We start from the raw sequence: 14,444 nt of genomic DNA on the forward strand, positions 1-14,444 counted from the left end.
GCAATTTTTTTTATACCAGCCTTTGTACTTTATTCAACATCGTTGTGTCACACACTTATACTAGTGTTTATTTAATCAACATATAAATTTTTCATACTTCTTCTCATCTCCGTCTTATAACATTGCTATTACTTTTCTTATTCTTAGTTTTGAATTTATGTGGATTATTTGCATGAAAGAGTGGAGGCAGTTTTTTAGCAGCCTGACCGGTTATATTGCCATTATTCTCTTCCTGTTGTTAATGGGTTTATTCTTGTTCGTTTTTCCTGACTCAAGCATTCTTGATTTTGGTTATGCAACCTTAGATAACTTTTTTAGCCTAGCTCCTTATATCATGCTTTTTCTTGTGCCTACCATTACTATGCGCAGCATTGCGGATGAATACAAAAGTGGCACTTTCGAAATTTTAAAAACATTGCCTCTCAGCCCTTCAAAAATTGTTTGGGGAAAATATTTCGGCTGCCTTTTAGTGGTTGCAATGGCGCTGGTTCCTACTGTTATTTATGCAATCAGCATTCAGCAACTGAGCGCAAAAGGCGGAATTGATGTTGGTGGCGCGATTGGAAGTTATATCGGTTTGTTAATGCTGGCAGCTGTTTATACCGCAGTCGGTATTTGTACCAGCAGTTTTACCAATAATACTGTTGTGGCTTTTATCATGGCTGCCTTTGTTTGTTTTTTGTTGTATAGTGGATTTGCTGCTGTAAGCAAACTTCCCGTGTTTGCCAACGGAGCTGATTATTACATTGGTATGTTAGGTATAGACTTTCATTACAGAAGTATTAGCAGGGGAGTAATCGATACAAGAGATGTTGTATATTTTCTGGCAGTAATCTTTTTGTTTTTACTGATTACCCAAAGAAATTTGGCGAGTAGGTAACACCTATAAACCCCCTTGATGGGGCTTTAAAGCGGGAGCCTTGATTTTAAAATTCGGCGTTTGATAAGAGACAGTTTTTGTATTGCAGAAAGCCGTCTTTTTAACGGGAATGAGGGAGAGGTTGGTGAATAAAAAACCGGAAGTACAAGTGAGTGACACAACAATGCTTGATTGAAAAACTTAGGCTGGTAACCAAAAAAAGATTGGAAAAAGTATAAAAATGTTTGAAAAAGTATTGAAGAATAAATGGTGGTGGGTATGGCTTTCATTGCTCTTTGTTGCCGTGATTTACCTGGCTTCACTATCGCATTTTAGAATTGATCTTACCAAAGAAAAACGCTTTTCTTTAAGCAATTCTACCAAACGGGTATTGAAAGAATTGGACGAGCCGGTAATGATCGACATATATCTAACCGGTGACTTAAGCGCAGGCTTTAAAAAACTAAGCGTTGCAAGCGACGAATTACTGGGTGAATTTAAAGAGTATGCAAAGGGGAATTTGCAATATCGGTTTATAAGACCAGGAGAAGGTTTGCCCGATACATTGCGATACGAGGTGTACGACAGCCTGGTAAGAATGGGAATAAAACCTTTTAATAACCAGGTAACTGCCAAGGAGGGCGAAGAAAAAACAGAGCGATTGATTTTTCCGGCGGCAACGGTAATGTATGGTGGTCGGCAACTACCTGTGGATTTAACAAGCGGAAAAAGTGGGATGGATGAAGAAAGTACACTGAACTATAGCGAGGCGTTGCTGGAATTTAAATTTGCAGATGCTATAGACAAGTTAACGAGAAAAGAGTTTCCGATTGTAGCTTATGCAGCTGGAAACGGTGAGCCCCTGCCTCCCAACGGGAAGATTAAAGACCTGTTTGTAACAATGAGTAAGAATTACAGGTTTGGAGTTATTGACGTGAAATCGGGCAGGCTTGATGCTGATACAATTAATGCACTGCTGATTGTAAAACCTTCAGAAACTTTTACAGAAGTAGAAAAGCTAAAAATTGACCAATATATTATGCAGGGCGGAAATGTGATTTGGTTTGTTGATAAGCTGTATGCCGAAATGGATAGTTTATTAAGGGCTCAGTCTGACTTTGTAGCTTTTGACAAAAACCTGAATGTTGATGATATTTTATTTAAATATGGAGTTCGGATAAACGGTGACCTGGTGCAGGATTTAAAATCTGCAAAGCAGCCGTTGGTAGTAGGGCAGGTGGGTAACCAGCCGCAGATACAACGCCTGCCTTTTCCATATTATCCGCTGTTGAGTTCGCCTTCAACACATCCCGTTGCCAAAAATTTAGATGACGTGCTCAGTATTTTTCCCGGATCAATTGATACAGTAAAAGCTACCGGTATTAAAAAGACAATATTACTTGCCAGCGATACTAATAGCCGTTCTTTAAGTACCCCGGCAATAGTTAGTCTTCAGTCGGTTAAGAATGAGGAGGATTTGAGACTTTTTAGAAGAAGCTACATTCCTGTCGCTGTTTTACTTGAAGGAAAATTTACTTCATTGTTTGCTAACAGACTTACCAATGAGTTAAGAGACTCTCTTTCAACCTTTACGGCCAAACCTTTTTTGCCTGCCGCTGTCAAGGAAGGAAAACAGATTGTAGTAAGTGATGGCGACATTGTAACCAACGTGGTCACAGAAAGTGATGGAGCTTTGCCGATGGGAGTACAACAGTATGAAAATTATCCCTTCGCTAATAAAGAGTTTTTGATGAATGCCGTAGACTATTTGGTTAACCCAAACGGTGTTTTGGAAAGTCGCAGTAAAGATTTTACCCTTCGTTTGCTGGACAAACAGAAAATACTTACCCAAAAAACCATGTGGCAAATGGTGAATATCGTATTGCCAATTCTGCTTGTGGTGCTTTTTGGTTGGTTATATCAGCTTAAAAGAAAGAAGCGTTTCGCTAGCTAGTGTTTCTTGTAATTTCAGTGTAAATCCTCTTACAAAAAAGCCTTCACGTTTTTACCTCTATTTTCTGCAACGCTTTATTGACCGGTTACTTTGCCATAATTACCTGTATTTTTGCATTCTAATTACTAAGGTCGATGTTGGAAAATAAAATGACGTATGCGATTTTTATAATTGTTATAATCGCTGCATTAGTACTGGATTTAGGATTATTAAGTAAAAAAAATAAGACTATAACAATTAAGAAGGCACTGGTGCAAACCGGTTTTTGGGTTGTTCTATCTCTTGCTTTTTTCGCGTTTCTATGGGTTGACAAAAGTAGCATTGTAGCCACTAAATACATTACCGCCTACTTAATGGAGTGGAGTCTCAGTATTGATAATATTTTTGTTTTCATACTTATTTTTTCTTTTTTCAAGGTGAAGGAATCTGATGCAGGCCGCGCGTTATTGATCGGGATCTTACTGGCCATCATTTTCAGGATTTTATTTATCGCAGTAGGCATCGAACTGATAGATCGTTTTCATTGGATCATGTATTTTTTTGGAGCCTTCCTTATTTATACCGGCTTTAAACTTTTTTTTCAAAATGAAGAGGAAGAGTATCACCCGGAAAACAGCAAGATCTACCTGTTTATGCGAAGGGTTTTCCGGCTAACGGATGCAGAACCTAAAGGGCGTTTTATAATCAGTTCTAAAGGAAAAATATATTTTACGATGCTAAGTATGGTAGTGGTTATGCTTGCTGCTACTGATATTGTTTTTGCGCTCGACAGCATTCCTACAGTTGTATCGCTGGTAAGAGAGCGTCCTGATGTTCCTTTTACTGCAGATGATATTATGGTTATTTATTCGTCAAACATTTTTGCCATCTTAGGCCTTCGTAGTCTTTTCTTTTTGTTGCGCGGGGCAGTTGACAAATTCAGTTATCTGCAGCAAGGTATAGCTGTAGTGTTAGTATTTATTGGGGTAAAGATGTTGATGGAATATTTCGACATTCATATTTCTATTTACATTTCACTGGCAGTAATTATAGTTTGTCTCGTTTCTGCCATAGTTTTCTCGATGTATAAAACCAAGAATAGCGGCGCTATCAAGCACGAAAGTTTGTAATAACTTAATTAATTATTGTTCTCCACCTTGCCTTATTCCATAAAAGATATATCTGAGGTTATAAGTGAAGATGCGAAAATTGCTGACGCTTCAACTGTAATAGAGTTCCTTCTTATTGACAGCCGTCGCTTGGTATTTCCGGCAACAACCTTATTTTTTGCCCTCTCAAGCGCACGAAGAAGGGGCGAAGCTTTTGTTGAAGAATTGTATAAATCGGGTGTAAAAAGTTTTGTAGTTTCCAAAAACTTTGACCCTGCTAATTTCCCCGAAGCAAACTTTTTATTTGTTGATAGTCCATTGCAGGCATTGCAGAAACTGGCAGCGTTTCATAGAAAACAATTTCAAATACCTGTTATTGGTATTACCGGAAGCAACGGTAAAACTATTGTGAAGGAGTGGTTGTACCAGTTATTGCAAGACGACTATAATATTGTAAGAAGTCCTAAAAGTTACAACTCGCAAATAGGAGTTCCGCTTAGTGTGTGGCAATTGAGCGAATCAAATACACTTGCCATTTTTGAAGCCGGTATTTCAGAGGTCGGAGAAATGGATGTGCTTGAAGAAGTCATTCATCCAACCATCGGTATACTTACCAATGTGGGTGCTGCACACAGTGCAGGCTTTGACAGCAAAGAACAAAAGGTGCATGAAAAGTTAAAGCTGTTCAAAAGCGCTTACACAATCGTTTCTAACAACCAGGATCCAATTATTAATGCGGCTATTTCAACCAGGAAAAAAGAAGACCTTTTTATATGGGGAAACGGAGACGCAGACTTGCAGATTATTGATGTTGAAAAGAGCGAGAAGCAAAGTTTAATAACAGGTAGTTACAATGGTAGCCCTGTTAATATTTTGATTCCATTTACAGACAATGCATCTGTAGAGAATTCTATTACGTGCTGGGCCCTATTATTATACCTGAAAGTTGCCGACGACACTATTGCAAAGCGAATGCTCCAACTGCAGTCCGTAGAGATGCGGTTGCAATTAAAAAAGGGAATTAATAACTGTTCGATAATTAATGATAGTTATAGCAACGACCTGAGCAGTCTTAGAATGGCCCTCGATTTCCTGCACCAGCAGGCCGGAAACCAATCTACCACTGTTATTCTTTCTGACCTTGGCGAAACTACCAGCTCCGAGGAACAATATCATAAAGTGTTGCAGGCGCTAATTCAGCATAGAGTACATAAATTTATTGGCATTGGGCCCCGGCTGGCAGCGTTGCAATCGCTCTTTGGAAGTGCTATTCCTCAATCTTTTTTTTATAATTCGGTCGATACATTTACGCATCAATTTTTAAATATCCGGTTTAGGGATGAAGTAATACTATTGAAAGGAGCAAGGGCTTTTGAGTTTGAACAAATAAACCTGTTATTTGAACAAAAAGTGCATCAGACAGTGCTCGAGGTAAACCTATCTGCCATGGCTCATAACCTAAAGGAATACCAGCGGTATGTACAACCGGCAACAAAGGTGATGGCCATGGTAAAGGCATTTAGTTATGGTAGTGGTAGTGCTGAAGTGGCAAGCGTACTGCAGTATCATAAGGTGGACTACCTGGCAGTCGCATATGCAGATGAAGGGGTAGAACTGCGAAAGGCAGGTATAAAATTGCCGATAATGGTAATGAATCCTGAAAACATTACATTTCAATCGCTCATCACATATAATCTGGAGCCGGAGATGTATTCCTTCGCAATTCTTAAAGCTTTTAATAAATACTTACAAAATGAGGGCTTTCAACAATTTCATGTTCATATTAAGATAGATACAGGAATGCATCGCCTTGGGTTTGAAGAGGAGGACATAAATGAACTTGTAGACTTTCTAAGTGAAAACCCGAGGCTGGTAGTTAAGAGTGTTTTTAGTCACCTCGCGGCAAGTGAAAGTGCAACCCACGATGCGTTTACCACGCACCAAGTCGGGCTGTTCTTACAGACTTGTGATAAAATTAAAATTGCTACCGGGTATTCCTTTATCCGGCATATTTCAAACTCTGCCGCCATCTTTCGATATCCCCAGTTTCAGTTCGAAATGGTGAGGTTAGGCATAGGTCTATATGGCGTAGACAGTAGTGCCGAAAAGGTATTATCCCTTCAGCCTGTGGCTTCACTGCGTTCAACCATTGCACAAATTCGCAAAGTTAAAAAAGGCGAAACGGTGGGTTATAGCCGCCGGGGATTTGTAAACAGAGACAGCCTGATTGCTACCATCAGGATTGGTTACGCGGATGGCTTCAGCAGAAAGTTGGGTAATGGGGTAGGACGTGTATTCATCAACGGTAATCTTGCACCTGTAGTGGGTAGTGTATGTATGGACATGACCATGATCGATATCACGGATATTGCCGGTGTCGAGGAAGGAGACGAAGTTGAAATATTTGGTACGAACCTTACAGTAGAGGAGGTGGCCAAACTCTGCGACACCATTCCCTACGAGATTATGACAAGTGTGAGTCAGCGTGTAAAGCGCGAGTACTATCAAGAATAGGTTTGTTACAAGCTGTAGAAAATTTATTCAGCATTGTTGTGTCACTCACTTCAACCGCATTTTTTTCAATTCAGCTTATTTCCTCTGCCCATTAATAATTGTACTTAAAACAGTACGTACCAGCAAAATAACCGTGCAATAGCGAATTAGCGAGGTGGCGCATTAGTAGTTAGGCACTTCAACAGACTCTCCTTTGATTCTTATGATGTAGGTGTCGCACCAGCTAAACTTCTTGTTGATAAACTTACCTGGTATTCATTTGTTGCAATCCATTTTCTTTTTTCAACCCTGGCGCATACATTTCCTTCATGTTTTCCATTGTGTTTAATAAATTTTCTGCCATGTTTTTTTCCATTGCCATTGCTTCTGCTTTACTTCCATCTAAAGAATTATAAAAGTGTACCTGTTGTGTAAGATCATTTTTTACTGAGTTTTCAACCTTTTTTACAAGGTTTTTTGCATCAGCACGATAACAAGCTTCCAAAAAAGCCATCGCACTTCTATTGTGCATATTTCCCGCGCTGATGTGCCCGTAAGGAAAGTTGTATTCAGGCATCATTTTGTCAGCCTTTAGCAAAAATTTCCGGGCTTCTTCTTTACGACCTTTTGCTGCAAGATCGAAGGCGAGTTCAGCATAGGCACTTCTAATGCCAATCAGTTGGCGGCGATTTGGTTCGTCAAAATAAACACCGCGAATATTTGCATTGCCGGCAGTAAATTTATTCATCAACTTATCTGCCATCCAATCGGTATTAATGTTGTCTCCCTCAACAGGAACGAACCGGTAAGCAAGCCCATCCTTTCTTAAATAGCGGCCGAACCCCAACTCGTCATACTGTGAAGTGAAATATATAGGACGCTTCCATTTGTTAGCTGCAATCACGTTTAAAACAGCCAGGTCGTTTTTCATTAAAATATCTTTAGGGATATCAAACCGTACCTCACTTACCACGCTGTCTTTTGGATTAACTGTTCCGTTTTGCTTTACCAAGTTTACGTCAACTGGTATAGACACTTTATAAACCGGAAATGTATTAATCATTTCATTGCTGCCTGCCGGCATCATCTTACTTTGATCATCGCTGCCAACATAGTTTTTTAAAAGGTCGTATAAGTCGAAATACTGCTGGCCACTTACCCCGGGTATTGACCGGTAACGAACATAGTCTCTTTTACGGCCTTGTATCTGTTCGGGCGACCATATCAAATCAACAGGATCGCTCTGGTTAATTTTATACCTCATTTGATTAATATACCAATCAGTTCCTGACAATGGATTAATCACTACCCGTATATCCGGGCGAATACCTTCAACTTCCTGGGCGTACCACAAAGGGTAGGTGTCGTTGTCTCCGCCAGTAAAAAGGATAGCATTAGGCGCACAACTTTCGAGATAGTCTTTAGCTGAATCTCTTGCCAGCTGCTTCTTACTTCTGTCATGGTCGTCCCACTCCTGCGAAGCCATCAACACCGGCACCGCAAGCAAGCAGACAACAGTTGCAAGGTTAGTGGCAGTAGTGCGATTGAGTTTTTTGGAAAGCCAGGCGGCAACAGGTAAAACACCCAAACCGATCCAGATAGCAAACGCGTAAAATGAACCAACATAGGCGTAGTCTCTTTCCCTTGGCTGAAAGCCTGGCTGGTTGAGATAAATAACTACGGCAAAGCCGGTAAGGAGGAACAGGATAAACACCACATTAAATTCTTTTCCTGATTTTTTACATTGATAAACAAGACCGGCAATACCAAGCAAGAAAGGAAGTAAGAAAAGTTTGTTATGAGCTTTATTGCTTTTACTGCTATCAGCCATCAGGCTTTGGTCGCCGTACATTATGTTGTCGATAAAAGAGATACCGGTTATCCAGTTTCCATCTCGTACATTTCCGGGAAACATCCCTTGTACATCATTTTGCCTTCCTGAAAAATTCCACATAAAATAGCGGAAATACATCCAGTATGTTTGGTAGCTAACAAAGAATGCAATGTTGTCTGCAAAATCAGGATCTCTTTCGTAAGTGCCGTCGGTGTTCTTGCCAATGTTTAAAAACTGAGCATAATAATCGCGGTGGTTTTGGTCGTTGCTTGCGTCCCAAACCCTGGGAAAGAGCATCATCTGGTTGTCGTCATACACATAATGCCCGTCCTTTCCATTTTCGGCATACTTGTTTTTGGCCTTAATATATTTTGTCGAAGTTTCTTTATAATCTATTGGGTCTGCCGTAAACTTTTGCCCATACACCAGGGGGAAGTCGCCATATTGCTCGCGGCTTAAGTAACCCTGTAAACTTAAAGGATTATCTACGTTGAACATATCAACGGCAGGGTCTGCGTTGCTACGGACCATGGTTGTAATGTAGGTGCTGTAACCAACCAGCATGAACGTAAACGACCAAAGCCCCAAACGAAGGAAAGATTGATTTTTTTTATTTGCCCACCCCAATCCGTATTTAATTAAAATTGCCAGCAAAACGAAAAAAGCAATAAAGCCGCTAAAAAATGGTAAGCCTAATGAATTCACGAAAAAGACGTCGAACGAACCTGCCCAAATAATCGTAAACTGGATAACTGCTTTTTGAACAATACCTGTAACAATGCACCCGATAGCGAAAGCGATCATGGCCCCTTTCTTCGTTGCCTTATATCGCTTGTAATAATACACCAGTACAATAGCAGGAATGGTTAACAGGTTTAATAAGTGCACGCCAATTGAAAGTCCTATCATAAAGGCGATGAAGATGATCCATCGGTCTGCGTTCACACCTGTTTGTGTTTCGCTGTCCACAGCATGTTCCCATTTAAATATTGCCCAAAACACAATGGCTGTAAATACTGAACTTAAAGCATACACTTCGCCTTCAACTGCCGAAAACCAAAACGAATCGCTGAAGGTGTAAGCTAACGCACCCACAGCACCTGCCGCCATAACAGCTGTCAGGTCGGTCTTATCTAATGCTTGTTTGCCTGGCTGAATAATCTTTCTTGCAAAATGAGTAATTGTCCAAAAAAGGAAGAGGATGGTAAAGCCGCTCATTAACGCGCTCATCACATTTACCGCCCTGGCAGCAGTGTTTGGGTCATCGCCAAAAAGGATAATGAAGAAGCGTCCCAACAACACAAACAGCGGTGCTCCCGGTGGATGGGGCACTTGTAATTTGTATGCTGTACTTACAAACTCCCCACAGTCCCACAAGCTGCCGCCTGCCTCTGTTGTTAAAAGGTAAACAGCACATGCAATCATGCAAACTATCCAACCCGTAATGTTATTGACACGATTATAATTCATTGTATTTATGGTATTTTTTTTGGCAATAGATTTCCTGCTCCAGGCTTAAAGGGTGACTAGAATAAGTGGCAATCGAGAAATGTGATGGAGATTTATAACATGGCGAAGTCGCGGTTATCTCTGATGACTGTTATACTATTGTATATTTTGGTATCGGGCAATAGGAATGCTATTAGACATCGTTGTGTCACGCTCGTGTACTTTTTGTACTCGTGCAGCAAGGTTCGGAGTTGAACATATCTGTATCTAAAACCCGTGTTCTTTAATGATCCGGGAAGCGGTTGATTAGGTATCTAAAGAAAAGGCCGAACTGCAACTGCCGTTTTCAAACTGCCCATCACTTTTATGTTTCACCTGGCCTGCGTGTAACCACGATAGACCACGCAGGTTCGCTTCAATCACTGCCTTATTAAGTGGAATAAAACGTTTTCTTCCTATAGCCGCAACACCTTGTTCCAGATCTATTTTTACCTCGATTGAAAAACTATTATTGACAGATGCACTATCTATCATAAACCTGATGGCGTTACTTCTAATGTTACGGTAACCGTTCTTTTCTAAAAGGCTCTTCAGCCTGTCTTTCTCATTATGGATCAATGTTAGGTTTAATAATTCTCCAGGCTTTAGTAAAGATTTACCCTTTTCTTTTACAACTATCGCTTTCACCTTTTCATCAGGAATAGAATAAGTAAGTGTATATAAGGTATAAGTTTCAGTGGTCTCGCTTTTTCTTTTTACTTCAGACCCGGCTTCTTTGCTGTTTCTAAAAGCGAGTAACAGTATAACTATCATTGGTACCAGCAACACAAATTTTAGCAGGTGCAGTTGAGAGGTCTTTGATCTGTTCATCATTATCATCCGGGCTTTTAAAGACGAAAGTTTAAAACTGCTGGCAATAGGTGAAGGAAAGTTTCCCGTTACTTTAAGCATCAGGTACTGGTAGCCTTTTTTATCGATCCCTTTACTAACTACTCTATCATCGGCAATGAATTCCAGGTTTTCCCTTACTGCTTTTTTTAGCATCCAGGCAAACGGGTTATACCAGTTAAGAATGCAGACGAGTTCTGATACAAGCATGTCTACCGAATGTTTCTCTTGCACATGCACACGCTCATGGTTTAGTATGTCTAGTAATTCTTTGTCGTTGTAGTTGTTTGTATTTATAAAAATGTCATTCAAAAAAGAAAAGGGTACTATTTGTTGAGGAAAGTGAAAAATATTTTCTTCGCCAACGCTTAAAAGGGTTGATTTTGATTTAATCTTTTGGATAGAAAAAAACTGGATTAATAAACGAATCACAAGTGCGAAAGAAACGAGCAGAAATACAGCCGAAAGTATTTGCCAATAGACAATCATACCTGGGTTGTTTGTTTCTGCTATTACCTCAACTGAATAAATAGAGGGAAACTCATTAACAAATGAAACAGGGCTTTTTTCCTGGGCTTGTACAAATACATTAACGTTAATAAACGGAACAATAAAAGAAACCAGAGAAAACATCAACAGAAAGTAGCGGTTCCATTTATAATAAGTCATCCTTTTTAGCAGCAAAGTATAAAAGAGAAAAACTACTGCAAGACTGATAGAAACTTTCAGTGCGTATTCAAAATATACTGGCATATTCGTTTATTTATTATTTTCTTCAATAAGTGCAATAATTTCTTCCAGTTCTTTTGGCTTCAGTTTTTTCTGCGATACAAAAAAATTAACCATTTCCTTATACGAGTTATTGAAATAGTTCTGCACAAAACCCTGCATGAACTGTTGCTTATATTCTTCTGCTTGTACTACGGCTTTATATAAGTAAGTATTACCAAATAAGCGGCTGGTAACATATGCTTTCTTTTCAAGGTTTTTGATTGTAGAAGCAAGCGTAGTATAAGGAGGTTTTGGGTCGGGCATCTGCTCCAGAAAAGCTTTTACGTTTCCTTCCTGCAAATTCCAGATAACCTGCATCAGCTCTTCTTCCTGCTGGGTTAATTTTTCCAATTGCGAACTTTTCGTAAATCTACGAATAGTTCGTAGACTGCCAAATTTATTTTTCGGTATGGGGGAATTTAGACAAATAAAGGCATAAGCTCCGGGCAAGCCCAAGCCGCGGGGCGCTGTTCTAGCAACCGAACTCGACCCGCTTGTTTCCGAAACTGCTACGCCTGTTTACGAACGCCCGCGCCTTCACCTGGCACCAAACCTGCTAACGTGCTTTATGTAAGAACTGTTGTTTATAGGTCGTTTTCTATGCTTTATACTTATTGTTTTTGAAGTCTTTTTTACCTGTACTAAGTCTGTGTGGTTAAATACTTCTGGTAGATAAGGAGAGAAAAGAGACAAAGCTAAAAAGCTAAATAAAGAACTATTTGCCGCAGGGTGTGACACAACGATGTTGAGTAAAGTACAATGCCGGCTACAAAAAAACCTTTTGCAGATTTAACCGGCTGTTATATTATTAATAGTATAATTGTTATTTAAAAGTGCCAGTTTTATAAGTTTAAAAAATGTTACCTGTAATGAAATTCTTCTCTCTTGCAATTATCGTTTTCTATTTATCGGTTCCGGTTTTTTCTCAGTCGGGGCAAAACATTCAATGGACAAAGAATGGGAGTAGCTTTCATAATATCGAAGGCAATACGATTGTTGAACACAAGCTTCCTTCTTTTAAGAAAAAAGTAATTGTGGAGGCTGGGCAGCTTACTCCAAAAGGGCAAACAAAGGCTTTAAGTGTAAGAAGTTTTTCTTTTAGCGAAGACGGGAAAAAGGTGCTGATTTTTACAAATACTAAAAGGGTTTGGCGTAGAGATACGAGGGGTGATTATTGGGTCTTGAATATGAATAATAAGCGTTTGACGCAGATAGGTAAAGGAAGACCTGCATCTTCATTAATGTTTGCTAAAATTTCGCCCGATGGTACAAAGGCTGCATATATAAGCGGGCACAATGTTTACGTGGAAGACCTGGTGACTAATAAGATAAGGCCTTTAACTAAAGACGGAACAACCAGGTTAATAAACGGAACTTTTGATTGGGCATATGAAGAAGAGTTTGATTGCAGGGACGGATTTCGTTGGAGCCCCGATAGTAAGAATATTGCTTTCTGGCAAATTGATGCAACTAAAATAAAAAATTTTTTACTTATAAATAATACTGACTCTTTGTACTCTTTTACCAATCCTGTTGAATATCCTAAGGTTGGTCAAAATCCTTCCCCGGCAAGAATTGGTGTAGTGAATGTTTCAACTGCAAAAACTACGTGGATGAAGGTGCCGGGCGATCCTGTACAACATTATATTCCGAGGATGGAGTGGGCGGCAAACAGTTCGCAACTGGTTTTGCAACAGTTGAACAGGAAACAAAATGAGTCAAAAGTCTTTCTTTGTAATATAGCTAGCGGTGTTTCTAATGCCATTTATAGCGAACAAGATAAAGCGTGGATAGATGTGAAAGCCCGGTGGAGCGACGACCCGACCGGTTGGGAATGGATAAATGGTGGAAAGGAGTTTTTATGGATTTCGGAAAAAGACGGCTGGCGTCACATGTATCGCGTGGGGCGCGACGGTAAAGAAACAAAAATTACAAAGGGCAATTATGATATGATTAGCCTTGAAGCCATTGACGAAAAGAATGGCGTTGCGTATATAATGGCTTCGCCTTTTAACGCTACTCAACAGTATTTATATAAGGTTACACTGAATGGTGATGGAGAAGCAGAATTACTATCGCCAGTTGCTCAAAAGGGAACGCATTCCTATAATATCTCGCCATCGGGCACCTATGCTAATCATTATTTTTCTAACCTAACAGGCGAATGGGTGGCGGATTGGGTCGGCCTTCCTGATCATACAACTTTGGTCGTCAACGGAAAATCAGAACCTCGAAACACAGCTTCGCGTCCTGCTGTCGAAATGTTCCAGGTTACTACTGAAGATAATGTTACAATGGACGGCTGGATGATAAAGCCGAAAAACTTCGACAGTACAAAAAAGTACCCGGTGCTGTTCCAGGTGTATTCCGAGCCTGCGTCTATGACCGTGAAAGATGCGCAGGGAAGTGCCGGCACTTCTCTCTATTCAGGTGATATGACTGCTGACGGTTATATACAAATCGGTCTCGACGGGCGTGGTACTCCCGCTCCAAAAGGAGCTGCATGGCGTAAAGCCATCTACCGCAAAATAGGCATTGTAAATATTCGCGACCAGGCTATGGCAGCAAGAAAAATCAGTAACTGGAATTTTGTTGATACCAGTCGCATTGCAGTATGGGGATGGAGCGGCGGCGGCTCAACTACTTTAAACCTTTTGTTTCAATATCCTGAAATTTATAAAACAGGTATTTCAATTGCACCCGTTGCCAACCAGTTATTGTACGACAACATTTACCAGGAACGTTATATGGGATTGCCGCAGGAAAACAGGGAAGACTACATCAACGGTTCGCCCATTTCTCATGCAAAAAACCTTCGGGGAAACCTGCTGATTATTCATGGCACCGGCGACGACAACGTGCATTACCAGGGAACAGAAATCTTAATAAATGAACTGGTGAAACACGGTAAGAATTTTCAAATGATGAGTTATCCTAACCGCACCCACAGTATTTCAGAAGGAGAGGGAACAAGGGCACACTTATCTAAACTATTTACATCTTATTTAAAGAAGCATTGTTCTGGTGGAGGAAGGTAAGGGTAGGTTTTTTTTTGATACCGGCATTTGTTTTCTATAGCATCATCCTTGCGTCGCAATCCGTTCGACA

The 14,444-nt window shown here is 40.1% G+C and carries 8 protein-coding genes; 5 read left to right on the forward strand and 3 right to left on the reverse strand.

What is annotated here, in order from left to right; genetic code table 11:
* Nucleotides 1-157: 157 nt before the first annotated feature.
* The 4 genes from gldF to JWR87_RS16240 all read left to right on the forward strand — a co-directional run bounded on the left by gldF (nt 158) and on the right by JWR87_RS16240 (nt 6,415).
* Nucleotides 158-880 carry a gliding motility-associated ABC transporter permease subunit GldF gene (gldF, locus tag JWR87_RS16225; protein ID WP_297822052.1) on the forward strand — a complete coding sequence of 241 codons (723 nt, stop codon included), beginning with the start codon at nt 158-160 and terminating at the stop codon, nt 878-880.
* A gap of 220 nt (nt 881-1,100) precedes the next feature.
* On the forward strand, nt 1,101-2,813 hold the full coding sequence (gene gldG, locus JWR87_RS16230) for a gliding motility-associated ABC transporter substrate-binding protein GldG (RefSeq protein WP_297822054.1): 1,713 nt from the start codon (nt 1,101-1,103) through the stop codon (nt 2,811-2,813).
* 149 nt (nt 2,814-2,962) lie between these two features.
* The gene (locus tag JWR87_RS16235) at nt 2,963-3,922 is read left to right on the forward strand and encodes a TerC/Alx family metal homeostasis membrane protein (RefSeq protein WP_297822056.1); all 960 of its coding nucleotides are present in this window, start codon (nt 2,963-2,965) and stop codon (nt 3,920-3,922) included.
* Between the two features lie 27 nt (nt 3,923-3,949).
* Nucleotides 3,950-6,415 (forward strand): bifunctional UDP-N-acetylmuramoyl-tripeptide:D-alanyl-D-alanine ligase/alanine racemase, encoded by a 2,466-nt coding sequence (locus JWR87_RS16240; protein WP_297822058.1) that lies wholly within the window; start codon nt 3,950-3,952, stop codon nt 6,413-6,415.
* 244 nt (nt 6,416-6,659) lie between these two features.
* Here the strand turns inward: JWR87_RS16240 and JWR87_RS16245 are convergent, their stop codons facing one another.
* The 3 genes from JWR87_RS16245 to JWR87_RS16255 form a co-directional block, all read right to left on the reverse strand.
* Nucleotides 6,660-9,698: a DUF2723 domain-containing protein gene (locus JWR87_RS16245; RefSeq protein WP_297822060.1), complete on the reverse strand. Its 3,039-nt coding sequence runs from the start codon at nt 9,696-9,698 to the stop codon at nt 6,660-6,662.
* 285 nt (nt 9,699-9,983) lie between these two features.
* A complete protein-coding gene (locus JWR87_RS16250) occupies nt 9,984-11,318 on the reverse strand; it encodes a M56 family metallopeptidase (RefSeq protein ID WP_297822062.1) in 1,335 nt (444 codons plus the stop codon).
* A gap of 6 nt (nt 11,319-11,324) precedes the next feature.
* A complete protein-coding gene (locus JWR87_RS16255) occupies nt 11,325-11,687 on the reverse strand; it encodes a BlaI/MecI/CopY family transcriptional regulator (RefSeq protein WP_297822064.1) in 363 nt (120 codons plus the stop codon).
* A gap of 518 nt (nt 11,688-12,205) precedes the next feature.
* Here JWR87_RS16255 and JWR87_RS16260 point away from each other — a divergent pair.
* Nucleotides 12,206-14,374 (forward strand): DPP IV N-terminal domain-containing protein, encoded by a 2,169-nt coding sequence (locus JWR87_RS16260; RefSeq protein WP_297822065.1) that lies wholly within the window; start codon nt 12,206-12,208, stop codon nt 14,372-14,374.
* Nucleotides 14,375-14,444: the final 70 nt, after the last annotated feature.

The sequence above is a fragment of the Segetibacter sp. genome (genome assembly GCF_025963695.1).
GTDB lineage: Bacteria > Bacteroidota > Bacteroidia > Chitinophagales > Chitinophagaceae > Segetibacter.